The sequence below is a fragment of the Streptomyces sp. NPDC127098 genome (genome assembly GCF_042722465.1).
Lineage (GTDB): Bacteria > Actinomycetota > Actinomycetes > Streptomycetales > Streptomycetaceae > Streptomyces > Streptomyces millisiae.
In genome coordinates this window covers 18398-34886 of the sequence record NZ_JBHXFJ010000018.1, presented here as the reverse complement: position 1 = coordinate 34886, position 16489 = coordinate 18398, and the positions used below count along the sequence as shown (strand labels likewise).

The following is a 16489-nucleotide window of genomic DNA, read 5'->3' as shown; positions in this document are numbered from 1 at the left end:
CGTAGGGCCTGGGCCGAACGGCGGCGCTCCCGCGCTCCGCGCGGAATGGGCGGGTGGGTGGGGGGAAGAATGGCGCGACCATAATGGGCCGCATGGAGCGACTCGTACTAGCCACCCGCAACGCCCACAAGGTGACCGAGCTGAGGGCCATCCTGGGCGCCGCCGGCGTCACCACGGAGCTCGTCGGGGCGGACGCCTTCCCCGAGGTGGAGGACGTGAAGGAGACCGGCGTCACCTTCGCCGAGAACGCGTTGCTCAAGGCCCGCGCGCTGGTCGAGGCCACCGGCCTCGCGGCCGTGGCCGACGACTCGGGTCTCTGCGTGGACGTGCTCGGCGGCGCCCCCGGCATCTTCTCCGCCCGGTGGGCCGGCCGGCACGGCGACGACCGCGCCAATCTCGACCTGCTCCTCGCGCAGCTCGCCGACGTGCCGGACGAGCACCGTGGCGCGCACTTCGCCTGCGCCGCCGCGCTGGTGCTGCCGGACGGCACGGAGCGGGTGACCGAGGGCCGGCTGGCCGGCACCCTGCGGCGCGCGCCGGCGGGCGACGGCGGCTTCGGCTACGACCCGATCCTCCAGCCGGTGGGCGAGTCCCGCACCTGTGGGGAGCTGAGCCCGGCGGAGAAGAACGCGATCAGCCACCGCGGCCGCGCCTTCCGCGCGCTGGCGGCCGAGCTCGCGGAGCTCACGTCGCCGTCCCGGTGAGGTATCCGGTGAGATACGCCGTGACCACGACGTTGGCCGAGTAGCTGCCCCGCTCGCGGTCGAACGTGCCGCCGCAGGTGATCAGCCGCAGCTCGGCGTCCGTTCGCCCCGGGTCCCGCGGCCCGTAGACCCGTTCGGCGTCGAACTCGGCGCGCTCCACCACGTCCACGCCCCGCACCGTGAACTCGGCCACGGTGCCGTCGGCGCGGGTGACCAGGACCTCGGCGCCCGGTTCCACCGTGCTGAGGGTGTAGAAGACGGCCGGTTCCCGGTCGGTGTCCACATGGCCGACCAGTACCGCGGAGCCGGCGGCGCCGGGCGTCGGGCCGGCCGCGTACCAGCCGACGAGTTCCGGGCTGCTGAACGGCGGGGGCTCGACGCCGCCCGCGGCGTCCACCCCGCGCTCCACGATGTCGGCCCGCACGCCGAGCGACTCGATCTCCAGGGTGCTCGGCGGCGCGGAGCCGGACAGCGGGCTCGCGGCCGGCGGCAGCCCGGCGTCGCCGTCCGCGACCGACCAGGGCGTGCCGACGTCGCCGAGCGGCAGTCGGCCCTCCGTCACGTCCTGGGCCCACAGCCAGATGGCGAGCAGCACCAACGCCCAGGTCAGCACCGGGAACAGCCGGCCCCCGGCGCGGGTCACCGCCGGGCGCCGCGCAGCCGCCGCACCGCGAACAGCGCGCCGCCGGCCAGCAGTCCGCCGGCGAGCAGGGCCAGTCCGGCCGGTCCCGTCGGCACGCTCGCCTCGGCCGCCGGCGGCTCGCCGGCGGTGCCGCCGCCGCCCGCGCCCACCGGTCCCGTGGGGCGTGCCTCGGGCTGCTCAGGCCCGGTGGGCCGCGACTGCTCCGCGCCGGTGGGCCGCGGCTGGCCGCCGGGCGGCGTGGTGCCGACGACGGTCAACTCGCCGGAGAGTCGGGCGCCGTCGCACTCCACCTCGACCGGGTAGCCGCCGGGTTCGAGCGTCGAGGGGACGAGCGCCTCGCCGAAGAGCTCGCCGCCCGCGGCCGGCGCCAGCCGGGCCTCGGTGACGAAGCCGTCCGAGCGGGCCGTGGCCGAGGCGCCGGCACAGCCGTGCACCCGCAGCTCGACCTCGTCGCCCGGCGCGGCCTCGGCCGGGCTCACCCGCACCTCGGCGGCCCCGGACGGCGGTTCGGGGTCCGCCGCGAGGACGGTGCCCGCGGCCACCACGGTCATGGCGGCCGCACACAGGGTGAGCTTCAGGGGAAAGGCGATGCCCATGGCAGGAACCTCCGGGTCGGTACCACGAAGGTCCCCCGCCACGCGCCCCGCCGCATCCGCAGCACGCCCAGACGGGGGTCCCGCCCCCTACCGGATCAGACGCGCTCGACCAGGTCCGCGATCGAGTCCACCACCGCGGAGGGCCGGAACGGGAACCGGTCGATCTCGTCCGTCCTGGTCAGCCCGGTCAGCACCAGGAACGTCTCCATGCCCGCCTCCAGGCCGGCCAGCACGTCCGTGTCCATCCGGTCGCCGATCATCGCGCTGGTCTCCGAGTGCGCGCCGATCAGGTTGAGACCTGTACGCATCATCAGCGGGTTGGGCTTGCCCACGAAGTACGGATCGCGCCCGGTGGCCTTGGTGATCAGCGCCGCGACCGAACCCGTGGCCGGCAGCGCGCCCTCCGTCGAGGGCCCCGTGTGGTCCGGGTTGGTGGCGATGAACCGGGCGCCGTCGTTGATCAGCCGGATCGCCTTGGTCAGCGACTCGAAGCTGTACGTCCTGGTCTCGCCGAGCACCACGTAGTCGGGGGCGACGTCGGTCAGCACATAGCCCACGTCGTGCAGCGCCGTCGTCAGGCCCGCCTCGCCGATCACGTACGCCGTGCCGCCGGGCCGCTGGTCGTCCAGGAACTGCGCCGTCGCCAGCGCCGACGTCCAGATGCTCTCCACCGGCACGTCCAGGCCCATCCTGGTCAGCCTGGCCTGGAGATCGCGCCGGGTGTAGATCGAGTTGTTCGTCAGGACCAGGAAGGGACGCCCCGAGTCCCGCAGCCGGCGCAGGAACAGGTCCGCGCCGGGCACCGGCACGCCCTCGTGGATCAGCACCCCATCCATGTCGGTCAGCCAGGACTCGATCGGCTTACGCTCTGCCACGTCGGCGACTCCTTAGAGGGCGAGGTCCTTGATGAGCTTGGCGACGTGGCCGGTGGCCTTGACGTTGTACAGGGCGCGCTCGACCTTGCCGTCCCCGTCGACGATGACGGTGGAGCGGATCACGCCGGTCACGGTCTTGCCGTACAGCTTCTTCTCGCCGAACGCACCATAAGCCGTGAGCACCGCCTTGTCAGGATCGCTGACCAGCGTGACCTTCAGCTCCTCCCGCTCCCGGAACTTCGCGAGCTTCTCCGGCTTGTCGGGGGAGACCCCGATCACGTCGTATCCGGCGCCGGCCAGCAGCTCCAGGTTGTCCGTGAAGTCGCACGCCTGCTTGGTGCAACCCGGCGTCAGGGCCGCCGGGTAGAAGTACACGATGACCTTCCGACCCGCGTGGTCGGCCAGCGACACCGGGCGGCCGTCCGCGTCGGGCAGGGTGAAGGCCGGGGCCGGGTCACCCGGCTGCAGACGCACGCTCATGGCGGCTCCCTCGTGTCTCGCGTGTCTCGCCGCTCTCACCGGCGAGCTGGTACGCCACCCAGCCTAAACGGGGGGACCGACAGGCATGCCGCCCGCGGAGCTGACACACTGTGCCGAGCAGGCGAACGACGACGAAGGGCGGCGGCGTGACCGAGGCAGCCGGGACACCGGCGACACCGGCGGACATCGAGGCGCGGATCGCGCGGCGGCGGGAGAACCTCGCCAGGACGCTGGACGAGATCGGGGTGCGCGTGCACCCGAGCACCATCGCGGACGAGCTGCGCACCCGGGCCGCCGCCAACATCGACCGCACCGCGGGCCGCGCCCTGGAGGCCGTCAACCGCACGGTCACGGGCGCGCGTTCGCGGTTCGTCACGGAGGACGGCGGCCCGCGTCTCGACCGCGTCGTCCCGGTGGCGCTGCTGGCCGTCGCCGCGGTGGGCCTGCTGGTCGCCGCCAACCGCCGCCGGCGCCGCTAGGGCCTGGTTCCCGCCGCACCCACCTGAGATACGGTCATCCCGTGAGTTCTTCCGCACCGTCCCACGACAAGCTGCCCATCCGGATGCTGCACGACCGGGTGCTGGTCCGCGCAGACTCCGCCGAGGGCGAGCGCCGCTCGCTCGGCGGCATCGTGATCCCCGCGACGGCCCAGGTGGGCCGCCGCCTCGACTGGGCCGAGGTCGTCGCCGTCGGGCAGAACGTGCGGACCGTGGAGCCGGGCGACCGCGTGCTGTACGACCCGGAGGACCGGGCCGAGGTCGAGGTGCGCGGCGTCTCCTACCTGTTGATGCGCGAGCGCGACCTGCACGCCGTCGCCGCCGAGCGCCTCCAGGGCAGCGAGGACTCCACGGGCCTCTACCTGTAGCGACCGTCGGCCACGTCAGAACGCGGCACGCAGAACGACGCAGCGAGGACTCCACGGGCCTCTACCTGTAGCGACGTAGCGACCGCCAGGTCCTAGCCGACCCCGACGACCCCGATCACCGGCACCCGCACCAGGTAGGAGCCCTCGGGCAGCAGGGCCGCCGGGAGTTGCCCCGGTGTCTCCTCGGGCTCGCCCGTGCCGCCGGGGCCCGGCGTGCCGGCCGGCGGCGGCGTCCCCGTCGGGGAGTCGCCACCTGGTGGCCCGGTCCGCCCCGGCTGCCGCGGCTCGGCGGGGCCCGTGGGCTCCCCCGTGCCGTCCGGCTCCCCCGAGTCGCCGGACTCCTCGGTCGACGGGGACTCGTCGGACTCCTCCGACTCCTCGTCCCGCTCGGCGTCGTCCGCGTCGGCACCCGCCAGGTCGAAGGACCGCCTCGGCTCGCCGTCCAGCGCGTCCCGCGTGTACTGGGCCCAGATCTCGGCCGGGAACCCGCCGCCGCCGATCCGCTCCCGGCCCGCCACGCCGTACAGCTCCCGCTGCTCGCCCGACTCCGGGTCCTGCCCGAACACCGCGACCACGGTGGCCAGTTCCGGGGTGTAGCCGGCGAACCAGGCGGCCCGGTCCTCCTCCGCGGTGCCCGTCTTGCCCGCCGCGTCCCGGCCCGCCTCGCGCGCGGCCCGCCCGGTTCCGTCGCGGACCACGCCCGCCAGCATCGCCGTGGTGCCGTCCGCCGCCTCCCTGGGCACCGCGCGCTCGGCCCGCGGTTCCGGCAGCTGAACCCGTTCCCCGTTCCTGGTCACCTCGGCCACCAGCGAGACGTCCCGGTGCGTGCCGTGCGCGGCCAGCGTCGCGTACGCCTCCGCCACGTCGAGCGTGCTCGGCGTGGCGGTGCCCAGCGAGATCGAGCCCTGGGCGCGGTCGATGCCCGGGGTGGTCTCCGGGACGCCGAGCGCCACCGCCGTCTCGCGCACCCGCTCCGGGCCGACGTCGGCGCCCATCTGCGCGAAGACCGCGTTCACCGAGCGGTCCATCGCCTCGGCGACGGTGAGCTCGCCGAAGTCCTCGCCGTTCTCGTTCTCCGGCGCCCAGCCGCTGCCCTCGCCCTCCCGGTCGACGACCTCCCGGCCGCTGTCCCCCTCGTACTCGGTGTCCGGGCCGATCCGCCGGCCGTCCACGGTCCGCGCCCGGTGCCGCAGCGCCGCCGTGTAGACGAACGGCTTGAAGGTGGAGGCCGCCTGGTAGTCGCGGCGCGTCGCGTTGTTGACGAACTGCTCGGTGTAGTCCCGGCCGCCGTACATCGCCACCACCCGGCCGGACGCCACGTCGACCGAGGTCGCCCCGACCCGGGCGTAGGAGTCCGGCGGCTCGTCGGCCGAGAGCCGGTCGAGCAGCCGCTCGTCGACGGCCCTGGTCAGCGCGCGCTGCCGCGCGGGCTCGATGGTGGTGGTGATCCGGTAGCCGCCCCTGGCCAGCTCCTCCTCGCTCACCACACCCGCGTCCGCCAGGTACTGCCGCACGGCCTCCACCAGGTAGCCGCGCTCGCCCGACAGGCTGTCGGCCGGCCTGAACTCGCGCGGCTCGGGGAAGGTCAGCCGCTCCCGCCGCTCGCGCGTCAGCCAGCCCTCCGAGACCATCCCGTCCAGCACGTACTCCCAACGGGCCACCGCGCGCCGCTCGTTGTCCGGGTTGGCGCGCACGTCGTAGGCGCTCGGCGCGTTGAGCAACACGGCCAGATACGCGCCCTCCGCCGTGTCGAGCTCCGCCACGTCCTTGTCGTAGTAGGCGCGGGCGGCGGCCTGCACCCCGTAGGCGTTGCGCCCGAAGTAGCTGGTGTTGAGGTAGCCCTCCAGGATCTCGTCCTTGTCGACCTCGCGCCCCAGCTTCACCGCGATGATCAGCTCCTTCACCTTGCGGCTCACGGTCTGCCGCTGGTCCAGGTAGTAGTTCTTCACGTACTGCTGGGTGATGGTCGAGCCCGACTGCTTCTCGCCGCCGCGCGCCATGTTCCACGCCGCCCTGACCATCGCCGTCACGTCCACGGCCGGATCCTCGTAGAAGTTGCGGTCCTCGGCCGCCAGGACGGCGTGCCTCACGGTCTCCGGCACCCGCGAGAGATCCACGCTCTCCCGGTTGACCTCACCGGCCACCGCCAGCTGCGAACCGTCCGCGTAGCGGTAGACGTTGGCCTCGGCGGCCGCCGCCGACCTGGGCTCCGGGATGTCCACCAGCAGGTAGGCGGCGACCAGGGCACCCGAACCGCCCAGCACGCACAGCGTGGCGCCCGCGAACACCATCCGCCAGGTGGGCAGCAGCCGCCGCAGCCCGTGCCTGCGCGGCCGCGCCCGCCGCCCCCGCCGCCGCGGCCACCGGCGCGCCGCGCGACCACCGGGCCCCTCGCCCGTCTCGCCGTCGCTCATCCTCACCTGGCCCCGGCCCGGGCCTCGTCCCCGCGCATCGGCCGATCGGGGTGTCCTCGTCTCATACCCGACCGTCTAGGGCAACGGCGCGCCCGCGACGCCGAGACCCGGCCCGCCGGTCACCCGGTCGGCCCTGCCGCCTCACCCGTAGGAGCGGCCCACGAGGACGCTCAGAGCGCCTGCTCCGCGGTGTCCGGCACCAGGTCCCGCAACGACACGGCGCGGGCCATCGCCAGATAGCCGGCGTCGCTCGGGTGCAGCCCGTCGCCCGAGTCGTGCAGCGGCAGCAGCGACTGCGGACGGGCCGGATCGCGCAGCGCCGCGTCGAAGTCGAGCACCGCGTCGAACACGCCACCCGCCCTGATCTCCGCGTTCACCAGCTGCCGCACCCGCTCCCGCTCCGGCGTGTACGTGTGGTGGCCGCCGAACGGCGCCAGCGTGGCCCCCACCACCCACAGGCCCGCCTCGTGCGCCTCGGCGGTCACCTGGCGCATCGCCGCCACGATGGCCGCCGGGTCGGTCTGCTGCGGCACGGCGGTGATGTCGTTGATGCCCAACTGGAGCACCACCGTGCGCAGCCCCGCCTGCTGCAGCACGTCGAGGCCGAGCCGGCGCAGCCCGCTCGCGCCGTTGTACTGCCGGGTCAGGTCGCCGTCGAGCAGCAGCCGGTTGCCGCTGATGCCCTGGTTGAGCACGGCCAGCCGCGGCGAGTCCCGCTCGGTGCGCAGCCGCTCGGCCAGCAGGTCCGTCCAGCGGCGGTTGGCGCCGACCGTCGAGGTGATGCCGTCCGTCAGGGAGTCGCCGAGCACCGCGACCGAGCCCTCGGCCCCCGGGCTCAGCACCTGCACCGAGCTGACGTACCGCCACACCTCGGCGACCCCGGTGAACGCCGCGCCCGACTCCTCGCCCGCCGCGTCCCCCGCCGCCACGTAGCTGATCTGCTGCGCCATCCGGTGGTAGGTCACGGACCCCGAGGGATCCGGCGCGTACACCGTCACCAGCAGGTCGGAACCGGCCGCCACCTCGAGACGCACCGGATCGCTCAGCACCCGCTCACCCGGCGGCACCAGCACCGAGGTGCCCTCACCGAACGTCAGCCGCCGCATGCTCCCGGCCACCGCCCCGGGACCGCCGCCCACCGACAGCGCCACCGTCACGTTGGTGAACGTGACAGGCCGGCCGCCGTACTGGTTGGACAGCTCGACGCGCACGCTGCCGCCGCCCACCGAGGTGTGCACCACGTTCCGCAGGGACTGGTTCGGCAGGCCCGCCTCGGTGCCCGGCTCGGGGCCGGTGGGAGCGGCGGACCAGGTACCCACCCACTCCGCGCCCGCCGCCGGCGTCACGCTCCGTGTCGGGTGGGGGTCGGCCATGTCCTTCTCGAGACGCTCCCCGGCGCGCTCCCCGGCGCCCGACGCCTCCTGCCCCGTGCCCACCGCGACCAGCACCCCGAGCACCACGGCCATCAGCCCCGCCAGCAGGCCGAACACCCGCCGTCCACTCACCACTCCCACCCGCTCATGATCCCACGGTCGGAGCACCCCGGCTCACCCACCCGGGTGAGGGACCGGTCACGCGCGGAAACCGGCGCGGTTGCCGGGACAATGTACGAATGACACCGACGGACCTGGACAGTGGCGGCACCCGGCCCGGCGACGCCCTCTCACCGGGCGACGAGGCGCGGCTGCGGGGCCTGCGGCGGATGAAGGCGGTGGCCACCGGGCTGCTGCTCCTGGTCGCCGCCGTCTACGGCCTCGCCACCTGGGCCGAGCACGCGGGCGCCGGCGCCTGGGCCGGCTACGTGGCCTCCGCCGCCGAGGCCGGCATGGTCGGCGCGCTGGCGGACTGGTTCGCCGTCACCGCCCTCTTCAGACACCCGCTCGGCCTACCCATCCCGCACACCGCGATCATCCCCACCAGGAAGGACCAACTCGGCGAGTCCCTCGGCGACTTCGTCGGCGAGAACTTCCTCGCCGAGGACGTGGTCAGGGCCCGGCTGCGGGCCATCGGCCTGGCCGGCCGGCTCGGCGCCTGGCTCGCCAGACCGGAGAACGCCGACCGCGTCACCGCCGAGCTCGCCACCGGGGTGCGCGGCGGCCTCACCGTGCTGCGCGACGCCGACGTGCAGGCGGTGATAGGCGAGGCCATCACCCGCCGGGCCGACGCGGTGGAGATCTCGCCCGGCCTCGGCCGCGTCCTGGAACGCGTCATCGCGGACGGCGGCCACCATCGCGCCGTCGACCTGCTGTGCACCCAGGCACACGACTGGCTGGTCAAGCACCGCGACTCCGTGCTCGCCGCCGTCGAGGGCGGCGCCCCCGGCTGGACCCCCCGCTTCGTCGACCGCCGCGTCGGCGACCGCGTCTACCGCGAACTCCTGCGCTTCGCCGCCGAGATGCGCGACTCCCCGGAACACCCGGCCCGCGCCGCCCTCGACCGCTTCCTCACCGACTTCGCGCGGCAGCTCAGGACGGACGAGGAGACCAGGGCCAGGGTGGAGCGGCTGAAGGCCGACCTGCTGCACCGCCCCGAGATCCAGGAGCTCATCGCCTCGGCCTGGGGCACCGTGCGCGCCATGATCCTCTCCGCCGCCGAGGACGAGCGCAGCGCGCTGCGCCTGCGCGCCCGCGCCGCGATCCTCTCCCTCGGCGCCCGCCTGACCACCGAGGAGCGGCTGCGCGCCAAGCTGGACGGCTGGGTGACGGACGCGACCGTCCACGTGGTCTCCGGCTACCGCAAGGAGATCACCGCGCTCATCACCGACACGGTGGCCTCCTGGGACGCCCGCACCACCTCCCGCAAGATCGAACTCCACATCGGCCGCGACCTCCAGTTCATCCGCCTCAACGGCACGATCATCGGCGCCCTGGCCGGTCTCGCCATCCACACGCTGACCCGCCTCGCCGGGTGGTGACTCCGCGTCGGGTGCACGGTCACGTCCCTGTTCGGCGGTGAACGCTGACCCCGTGCGCGGCCCGCGCGTTCCGGGGCTCCACGGGTGCGGGGCACCCGGGCCCGGCCGGTAGAGTAGAGCGGCGGGTCCGTACCCCAGTTGGCTAGAGGGCGCCGGTTTAGGTCCGGTGTGTCGTGGGTTCGAGTCCCACCGGGCCCACCCGCCTAGCCGATGCCCCGACCTTCCGGCGGCGGCGCCGTGCTCTCGCGGCGGACGAGCCAGGTCGGCACGAGCGTGGTGCCCCGTTCCGTCGTGTCGGCCCGCATCTGGCGCAGCACACCCTCCACGCAGCGGCGGCCGACCTCCGCGAAGTCCTGGTGGATGGTGGTGAGCGGCGGCATGAAGGAGCCGGCCTCCGGGATGTCGTCGAAGCCGACGACGCTGACGTCGCCCGGCACGGAGCGGCCCTTCTCGTGCAGCGCCCGCAGCAGGCCGAGCGCCATCTGGTCGTTGGCGGTGAAGACGGCGGTGCAGTCCGGCTCTTCGGCCAGCCGGAGGCCGGCCAGGTAGCCGGACTCGGCCGACCAGTCGCCGCGTACCAGGGGTGGGACGGGGCGGCCCGCGTCGGTGAGGGTGGCGCGCCAGGCGGCGGCGCGGCGTTGGGCGGCGAAGGACTCCTCCGGGCCCGCCAGGTGCCAGACGGTGCGGTGGCCGAGGTCGAGCAGGTGGCGCACGGCCTCACGGGTGCCGCCCGCCTGGTCGGTGTCGACGACGCTGTAGCGGTCGCCGGCGTCCGAATCGGCCACCACCACCTGGACGTTGGGCGGCAGCGAAACGGTCGCCGCGTCCAGCAGGTGGACCTCCATGATCACGATGATCGCGTCCACGGCGAGTTCGCCGAGGCGGGTGAAGGCGCCGCGGACGCCGTCCTGGGTGGGGACGGCCACCGGCAACAGCGTGGTGGCGTAGCCCTCTTCGGCCGCGGAGGCGGAGATCGCCTCCAGGGTGCGGACGTTGCCGGTGGTGGAGAGGGTGAAGAGGATGATCCCGATGGTGCGGAACTCGCCGCGCTTCAGGGCGCGCGCGGCGCTGTTGGGGCGGTAGCCGAGCTCCTTCATGGCGGCGAGCACCTGTTGGCGGGTGGCCTCGACCACGCCGGGGTGGCCGTTGGCGACCCGGGAGACGGTCTGCGAGGAGACCCCGGCGAGCCGTGCGACGTCGGCCATGGACACTCGCCGCCTTCTGACCTGCATCAGCCGTCCTTCCCGTCCGCTGCTGTCGTTCATCGTGCCATGCTGTGCGGCTCTGCGCGTCTCTGTTTGATTACGTAGGTCTCATGGGGTCCCTCAACCCTTGACGCCCCCCAGGGGGCAGTGTAAACATCACGCGAAATCGATGTTTACGTAAACATACTGGGCGTACATATCCGCACACGTCCCGATGTTTGCGCAAACACCGTCGCGCGGACACCCGGACGAGCAGCGAGGAAGAATCCATGACAACGTTGTCGCCGCCGGCCACGGCGGGACGCGCCGCGCCCCGGCGCCCGGGGCGCCGGGCCCAGCGCAGGCGCTCCTGGATCGGTTGGGGCTTCGTCGGCCCCTTCATGGCCGTCTTCGCCCTCGTCTTCCTGGCCCCGATCGCCTACTCGATCTATCTGAGCCTCTACCGCGACCAACTCGTCGGCGGCAACAGCTTCGTGGGCCTGGACAACTACCAGCGGGCCCTGGAGGACCCGCAGTTCTGGGACTCGCTCGCCCGGGTCAGCCTGTTCCTGGTCGTCCAGGTGCCGATCATGCTGTTCATAGCCCTGCTGGTCGCCCTGGCCCTGGACAGCGGCCGCCTCTACGGCAGGAACTTCTTCCGCATCGCGATCTTCCTGCCCTACGCCGTCCCCGCCGTGGTGGCCACGCTGATGTGGAGCTTCATGTACGGCTCCCGCTTCGGCCTGGTCGGCAACATCGAGGACGCCTTCGGGGTCTCGCTGCCCGACCCGCTCTCGCCCGACCTGGTGCTGGCCGCCATCGGCAACATCGTCACCTGGGAGTTCGTCGGCTACAACATGCTGATCTTCTACTCGGCGCTGCGGGTGATCCCCAACTCCCTCTACGAGGCGGCCGAGATCGACGGCGCCAGCCAGCTGCGGGTGATCACCGCGATCAAGCTGCCCGCCATCCGCGGCGCCCTGGTCATCGCGACGATCTTCTCGATCATCGGCACCTTCCAGCTGTTCAACGAGCCCAGCATCCTGCAGAACCTGGTGCCCAACGCGATCACCACCGACTTCACGCCCAACCTGTTCACCTACTCGCTGGCCTTCTCCGGACGGCAGCACAACTACGCGGCGACGGTCGCGATCGTCATGGGCCTGGTGACCATGGTCATCGCCTATGTCGTGCAGCTCCGCGGCATGCGAAAGGAAGCGTGATCCGGCGATGAGCGCCCCCGCCACCACCGTCTCCCCGTCCCGTGACGGCGCCGCCCGCCGCGCCACCCCGGTCCGGCTCAGGACACGGCGGTACAGCCGCGACCGGCCGCGGCGCAGCCTGCTGCTCACGCTGCTGACCGGCCTCGTGCTGCTCTACACGCTGGTGCCGCTGGCCTGGCTGCTGTTCAACTCGACCAAGACCCAGGCCGGGCTCTTCGACTCCTTCGGCCTCTGGTTCGACGGCGACTTCGCGCTGTTCGGCAACATCGCCGACACCTTCACCTACGACGACGGCGTCTTCGCGCGGTGGCTGCTGAACACCGTGCTGTACGTCGTGGTCGGCGCGGGCGGCGCGACCCTCCTCGCGGTGCTCGGCGGCTACGCGCTGGCCAAGCACGACTTCCCTGGCAAGCGTGGGGTGTTCGCCGTCATCATCGGCGCCGTCGCCGTGCCCGGCACGGCGCTCGCCGTCCCCACCTTCCTGATGTTCAGCGAGATGGGGCTCACCAACACCCCCTGGGCCGTGATCATCCCGTCCCTGATCTCGCCCTTCGGCCTCTACCTGATGTGGGTGTTCGCCGCCGAGGCCATCCCCACCGAGCTGATGGAGGCGGCCAGGATCGACGGCGCCGGCGAGCTGCGCACCTTCTTCCAGGTGGCGCTGCCGCTGCTGGCCCCCGGCATCGTCACGGTGCTGCTGTTCACCATGGTCGCGACCTGGAACAACTACTTCCTGCCGCTGATCATGATCAAGGACCCGGACTGGTACCCGCTGACCGTCGGCCTCAACTCCTGGAACGCCCAGGCGATCACGGCCGGCGGCGAGGTCGTCTACAACCTGGTGATCACCGGCTCGCTGCTCACCATCCTGCCGCTGATCGCCGCGTTCCTCCTGCTCCAGCGCTACTGGCAGTCGGGTCTGGCCGCCGGCAGCGTCAAGGAGTGACCCCGGCGGGCCCCGGCCCCGCGCCGCGTGGCCCCGCCGGTTTCCCCGTCCCTACGACCCCTGGCCCCCTCCCCTTTCTCCACCCTCCGGGTCTGACAACGAAGTGAGAGACCACGATGACCAGCACCAAGCGTCCCCTGCGGCGCGGCGCCGCCCTCGCCGGCGTGCTCGCGATCGCCACCCTCGGACTGACCGCCTGCGGCTCCGATGACGACGGCGGTTCCGGCGGCGGCTCCTCGCCCGACGACGTCCAGGCGGCCCTCGAGGAGGGCGGCGAGATAACCGTCTGGGCCTGGGAGCCCACCCTCACGCAGGTCGTCGAGGACTTCGAGGCGGCCTACCCCAACGTGACGGTCAACCTGGTCAACTCGGGCACCGGCAACGACGCGTACACCGCGCTCAGCAACGCCATGGAGGCCGGCAGCGGGGTGCCCGACGTGGCGCAGATCGAGTACTACGCGCTCGGGCAGTACGCGATCGGCGAGACCCTCACCGACCTGAGCTCCTTCGGCGCCTCGGAGTTGGAGGGGACCTACTCTCCCGGCCCCTGGAACGCGGTGCACGCGGGCACCGACGGCATCTACGGCCTGCCCATGGACTCGGGCCCGATGGCGCTCTTCTACAACCAGGACGTCTTCGACGAGTACGGCGTCGAGGTGCCCACCACCTGGGACGAGTACGTCGAGGCGGCGCGTGCCCTGCACGAGGCGAACCCGGACGTCTACATCACCAGCGACATGGGCGACGCCGGCATGACCACCAGCCTCATCTGGCAGGCCGGCGGCCAGCCCTACACCGTGGACGGCACCAACGTCGGCATCGACTTCACCGACGCGGGCTCGACCCAGTACGCCGAGACCTGGCAGCAGCTGATCGACGAGGACCTGGTCGCGCCGGTCAACGGCTGGACCGACGAGTGGTACCAGGGCCTGTCCGACGGCACCATCGCCACCCTGGCCACCGGCGCCTGGATGCCCGCCAACTTCGAGTCCGGCGTGCCCGGCGCCTCCGGCTCCTGGCGGGTCGCCCCGCTGCCGCAGTGGGAGGAGGGCGCCAACGCCAGCGCCGAGAACGGCGGCAGCTCGCTCGCCGTCCCCGCCGCCAGCTCCCAGCAGGAACTCGCGTACGCCTTCATCGAGTACGCCAACGCCGGCGACGGCGTCGGGACCCGTCTGGAGGCCGGTGCCTTCCCGGCCACCGTCGCCGACCTGGAGTCCGAGGAGTTCCTGAGCACCGAGTTCGAGTACTTCGGCGGCCAGCAGGCCAACGAGATCTTCGCCGAGTCGGCCGCCAACGTGGTGGACGGCTGGACGTACCTGCCGTACCAGGTCTACGCCAACTCGATCTTCAACGACACCGCGGGCCAGGCGTACGTCTCGGACATCCCGCTGAGCCAGGGCCTCGCGGACTGGCAGGAGCGCTCCATCCAGTACGGCACGGAGCAGGGCTTCACGATCACCGACTGACGCCCGGGCCACAGGGCCCTCGTCACACCCGGGGCCGGCCGCCGTCGCCGCGGCCGGCCCCGCACCCACGAGCTTCCACGCCGCGCCGCCTGAAGGAGAACGATGACCACCGCCCGCTCGCCCCGCTGGCTGCGCTGGCCGGCGCCCGGCGCCCGCCTCGGCTACGGCGCCGACTACAACCCGGAACAGTGGCCGCGCGAGGTGTGGCAGGAGGACGTCCGGCTGATGCGGGAGGCCGGCGTCAACATCGTCTCGCTCGCCATCTTCTCCTGGGCCCGCCTCCAACCCGGCCCGGACACCTGGGACTTCGGCTGGCTGGACGAGGTGATGGACCTGCTGCACGAGCACGGAGTCGCCGTCGACCTGGCCACCGCGACCGCCTCCCCGCCGCCCTGGCTGACCGCCGCCCACCCCGAGGTGCTGCCGGTCACCAGGACCGGGGAGACGCTGTGGCCCGGCGCCCGCCAGCACTGGCGGCCCACCTCCCCGGTCTTCAGGGAGCACGCGCTGCGGCTGGTCACCGCGCTCGCCGAGCGCTACGCCGACCACCCGGCGCTGGCGGCCTGGCACATCAACAACGAGCTCGGCTGCCACAACATCTACGACTACTCGGACGACGCCGCGGTGGCCTTCCGCGCCTGGCTGCGCGGCCGCTACCGCACCGTGGACGAGCTCAACCACGCCTGGGGCACGGCCTTCTGGTCGCAGCGCTACACCGACTGGGAGCAGGTGCTGCCGCCCAGGCTCGCGGCCTCGCACCCCAACCCCACCCAGCAGCTGGACTTCAAGCGGTTCTCCTCGGACGCGCTCAAGGAGCACCTGCGGGCCGAGCGCGCGGTGTTGCGCCGGTTCACCCCTGAGGTGCCGGTGACCACCAACTTCATGGTGATGGGCGAGACCAAGGGCATGAACTACGCCGACTGGGCCGGCGAGGTCGACTTCGTCTCCAACGACCACTACGTGCACCCGGGGCCGCAGGGCCTCGACGAGCTGTCCTTCTCCGCCAACCTGGTCGGCAACCTGGCCGGCGGGCACCCGTGGTTCCTGATGGAGCACTCCACGAGCGCCGTCAACTGGCAGCCGGTCAACCGGGCCAAGCGGCGCGGGGAGCTGGCCCGCGACTCGCTGCTGCACCTGGCCCACGGGGCCGACGCCGTCTGCTACTTCCAGTGGCGGCAGTCGGCGGCCGGCGCCGAGAAGTACCACTCGGCGATGGTGCCGCACGCGGGCAGCGACAGCGCGGTCTTCCGTGCCGTGACCGAGCTCGGCCGGGTGCTGCGCGAGGACCTGGCCCCGGTCGCGGGGTCCGGGCGTCGACCGGCCAGGGCCGCGATCCTCTTCGACTGGGAGTCGTGGTGGGCCAGCGAACAGGACTCGCACCCGACGGAGTTGCTGCGTTACCGGCAGGAGGCCCTGGACTGGTACTCGGCGTTCCTCGCCCTCGGCGTGCGGGCCGACGTGGTGCCCACCGGCACCCCGTTGGACCGCTACGAGCTGGTGGTCGCGCCGGTACTGCACGTGCTGCCGGCCGAACTGGCCAAGGAGCTCACGGGGTACGCCGAGGCCGGCGGTCACCTCGTCACCACCTACTTCTCCGGCGTGGTCGACGAGAACGAACACGCCTGGCTCGGCGGCTACCCGGGCCCGCTGCGTGAGCTGCTCGGCATCCGCATCGAGGAGTTCGGGCCGCTGTTCGACGGCGAGTCGGTCGAGCTCGACGACGGCACCACCGGCACCCTGTGGACGGACGAGATCACCGTCACCGACGAGGCGGCCGTCGAGGTGCTCGCCGGCTACCGCACGGGACCGCAGGCCGGCCGCCCGGCCATCACCCGCCGGGCCGTGCCGGGCGGCGGCTCGGCCGCGTACGTCTCCACCCGGCTCGGGGCCGCCGGCCTGACGGGGGTGCTCGGGCGGCTGCTCGCCGCGGCCGGCGTCACCGGCGAGCTGCCCGACGCGGCGCGCGGCGAGGTCGAGCTGACGATCCGTCACGGTGACCGCGCCGACTACTGGTTCCTGATCAACCGCACCGATCACGAGGTCGAACTCCCGGGCGTGACGGGCGAGCCGCTGACCGGCTCCCTCCCGCTGGCACCCCGGGGCGTGACCGTTCTTCGGCGGTAGGGCGGTCGCGACCGGTGGCGCGGCTCCGCGCCACCGTCCACCCAACGAAGGGACG

General features: G+C 73.0%; 15 protein-coding genes and 1 tRNA gene. 9 read left to right on the top strand and 7 right to left on the bottom strand.

From position 1 onward, the window contains the following. Window positions 1-92: 92 nt before the first annotated feature. On the top strand, window positions 93-704 hold the full coding sequence (gene rdgB / locus ACFWI8_RS14250; protein WP_387090222.1) for an RdgB/HAM1 family non-canonical purine NTP pyrophosphatase: 612 nt from the start codon (window positions 93-95) through the stop codon (window positions 702-704). On the opposite strand, the gene ACFWI8_RS14245 is transcribed toward rdgB, so the two are convergent. From ACFWI8_RS14245 to bcp, 4 genes are all read right to left on the bottom strand, one after another. Next, window positions 685-1347: a class F sortase gene (locus ACFWI8_RS14245; protein WP_387090220.1), complete on the bottom strand. Its 663-nt coding sequence runs from the start codon at window positions 1345-1347 to the stop codon at window positions 685-687. The genes rdgB and ACFWI8_RS14245 overlap by 20 nt on opposite strands. Continuing rightward, on the bottom strand, window positions 1344-1943 hold the full coding sequence (locus tag ACFWI8_RS14240; RefSeq protein ID WP_387090217.1) for a hypothetical protein: 600 nt from the start codon (window positions 1941-1943) through the stop codon (window positions 1344-1346). The genes ACFWI8_RS14245 and ACFWI8_RS14240 overlap by 4 nt, the downstream gene beginning before the upstream one ends. 95 nt (window positions 1944-2038) lie before the next feature. Then, entirely contained in the window at window positions 2039-2818 is a 780-nt protein-coding gene (locus ACFWI8_RS14235; protein WP_387090214.1) for an HAD-IIA family hydrolase, read from the bottom strand. Window positions 2819-2830: 12 nt separating this feature from the next. After that, window positions 2831-3298, bottom strand: coding sequence for a thioredoxin-dependent thiol peroxidase (bcp, locus tag ACFWI8_RS14230; RefSeq protein WP_387090211.1), 468 nt, complete (start codon window positions 3296-3298; stop codon window positions 2831-2833). Window positions 3299-3444: 146 nt separating this feature from the next. On the opposite strand from bcp, the gene ACFWI8_RS14225 reads away from it, so the two are divergent. Both ACFWI8_RS14225 and ACFWI8_RS14220 read left to right on the top strand, forming a co-directional pair. Continuing rightward, entirely contained in the window at window positions 3445-3777 is a 333-nt protein-coding gene (locus ACFWI8_RS14225; RefSeq protein WP_387090208.1) for a DUF3618 domain-containing protein, read from the top strand. An 83-nt stretch (window positions 3778-3860) separates the two neighbouring features. Next, window positions 3861-4163 (top strand): co-chaperone GroES, encoded by a 303-nt coding sequence (locus ACFWI8_RS14220; RefSeq protein ID WP_311602427.1) that lies wholly within the window; start codon window positions 3861-3863, stop codon window positions 4161-4163. Window positions 4164-4255: 92 nt separating this feature from the next. On the opposite strand, the gene ACFWI8_RS14215 is transcribed toward ACFWI8_RS14220, so the two are convergent. Further along, complete coding sequence (locus ACFWI8_RS14215) at window positions 4256-6577, bottom strand: transglycosylase domain-containing protein (RefSeq protein ID WP_387090205.1); 2322 nt, start codon at window positions 6575-6577, stop codon at window positions 4256-4258. Window positions 6578-6747: 170 nt separating this feature from the next. Next, the gene (locus ACFWI8_RS14210; protein ID WP_387090202.1) at window positions 6748-8091 is read right to left on the bottom strand and encodes an SGNH/GDSL hydrolase family protein; all 1344 of its coding nucleotides are present in this window, start codon (window positions 8089-8091) and stop codon (window positions 6748-6750) included. Window positions 8092-8189: 98 nt separating this feature from the next. On the opposite strand from ACFWI8_RS14210, the gene ACFWI8_RS14205 reads away from it, so the two are divergent. Beyond that, window positions 8190-9491, top strand: coding sequence for a DUF445 domain-containing protein (locus ACFWI8_RS14205; protein WP_387090199.1), 1302 nt, complete (start codon window positions 8190-8192; stop codon window positions 9489-9491). Window positions 9492-9614: 123 nt separating this feature from the next. Beyond that, window positions 9615-9689: transfer RNA gene (locus ACFWI8_RS14200), tRNA-Leu, on the top strand. Between the two features lie 5 nt (window positions 9690-9694). Here ACFWI8_RS14200 and ACFWI8_RS14195 read toward each other — a convergent pair. After that, window positions 9695-10696 carry a LacI family DNA-binding transcriptional regulator gene (locus ACFWI8_RS14195; RefSeq protein WP_387090197.1) on the bottom strand — a complete coding sequence of 334 codons (1002 nt, stop codon included), beginning with the start codon at window positions 10694-10696 and terminating at the stop codon, window positions 9695-9697. A gap of 269 nt (window positions 10697-10965) precedes the next feature. Here ACFWI8_RS14195 and ACFWI8_RS14190 point away from each other — a divergent pair, with 269 nt between their 5' ends. The 4 genes from ACFWI8_RS14190 (at window position 10966) to ACFWI8_RS14175 (ending at window position 16434) form a co-directional block, all read left to right on the top strand. Then, window positions 10966-11898: a sugar ABC transporter permease gene (locus ACFWI8_RS14190; protein WP_311602398.1), complete on the top strand. Its 933-nt coding sequence runs from the start codon at window positions 10966-10968 to the stop codon at window positions 11896-11898. 7 nt (window positions 11899-11905) lie between these two features. Continuing rightward, window positions 11906-12844: a carbohydrate ABC transporter permease gene (locus tag ACFWI8_RS14185; protein ID WP_387090194.1), complete on the top strand. Its 939-nt coding sequence runs from the start codon at window positions 11906-11908 to the stop codon at window positions 12842-12844. A 116-nt stretch (window positions 12845-12960) separates the two neighbouring features. Beyond that, a complete protein-coding gene (locus ACFWI8_RS14180; protein ID WP_387090192.1) occupies window positions 12961-14310 on the top strand; it encodes an ABC transporter substrate-binding protein in 1350 nt (449 codons plus the stop codon). A gap of 102 nt (window positions 14311-14412) precedes the next feature. Further along, window positions 14413-16434: a beta-galactosidase gene (locus ACFWI8_RS14175; protein ID WP_387090189.1), complete on the top strand. Its 2022-nt coding sequence runs from the start codon at window positions 14413-14415 to the stop codon at window positions 16432-16434. Window positions 16435-16489: the final 55 nt, after the last annotated feature.

Coding starts and splice junctions, on each gene's coding strand:
- bcp (WP_387090211.1), bottom strand. CDS start 3,298: ATGAGCGTGCGTCTGCAGCCGGGTGACCCGGCCCCGGCCTTCACCCTG.
- ACFWI8_RS14220 (WP_311602427.1), top strand. CDS start 3,861: ATGCTGCACGACCGGGTGCTGGTCCGCGCAGACTCCGCCGAGGGCGAG.
- ACFWI8_RS14240 (WP_387090217.1), bottom strand. CDS start 1,943: ATGGGCATCGCCTTTCCCCTGAAGCTCACCCTGTGTGCGGCCGCCATG.
- ACFWI8_RS14185 (WP_387090194.1), top strand. CDS start 11,906: ATGAGCGCCCCCGCCACCACCGTCTCCCCGTCCCGTGACGGCGCCGCC.
- ACFWI8_RS14205 (WP_387090199.1), top strand. CDS start 8,190: ATGACACCGACGGACCTGGACAGTGGCGGCACCCGGCCCGGCGACGCC.
- rdgB (WP_387090222.1), top strand. CDS start 93: ATGGAGCGACTCGTACTAGCCACCCGCAACGCCCACAAGGTGACCGAG.
- ACFWI8_RS14190 (WP_311602398.1), top strand. CDS start 10,966: ATGACAACGTTGTCGCCGCCGGCCACGGCGGGACGCGCCGCGCCCCGG.
- ACFWI8_RS14195 (WP_387090197.1), bottom strand. CDS start 10,696: ATGGCCGACGTCGCACGGCTCGCCGGGGTCTCCTCGCAGACCGTCTCC.
- ACFWI8_RS14215 (WP_387090205.1), bottom strand. CDS start 6,577: ATGAGCGACGGCGAGACGGGCGAGGGGCCCGGTGGTCGCGCGGCGCGC.
- ACFWI8_RS14175 (WP_387090189.1), top strand. CDS start 14,413: ATGACCACCGCCCGCTCGCCCCGCTGGCTGCGCTGGCCGGCGCCCGGC.
- ACFWI8_RS14180 (WP_387090192.1), top strand. CDS start 12,961: ATGACCAGCACCAAGCGTCCCCTGCGGCGCGGCGCCGCCCTCGCCGGC.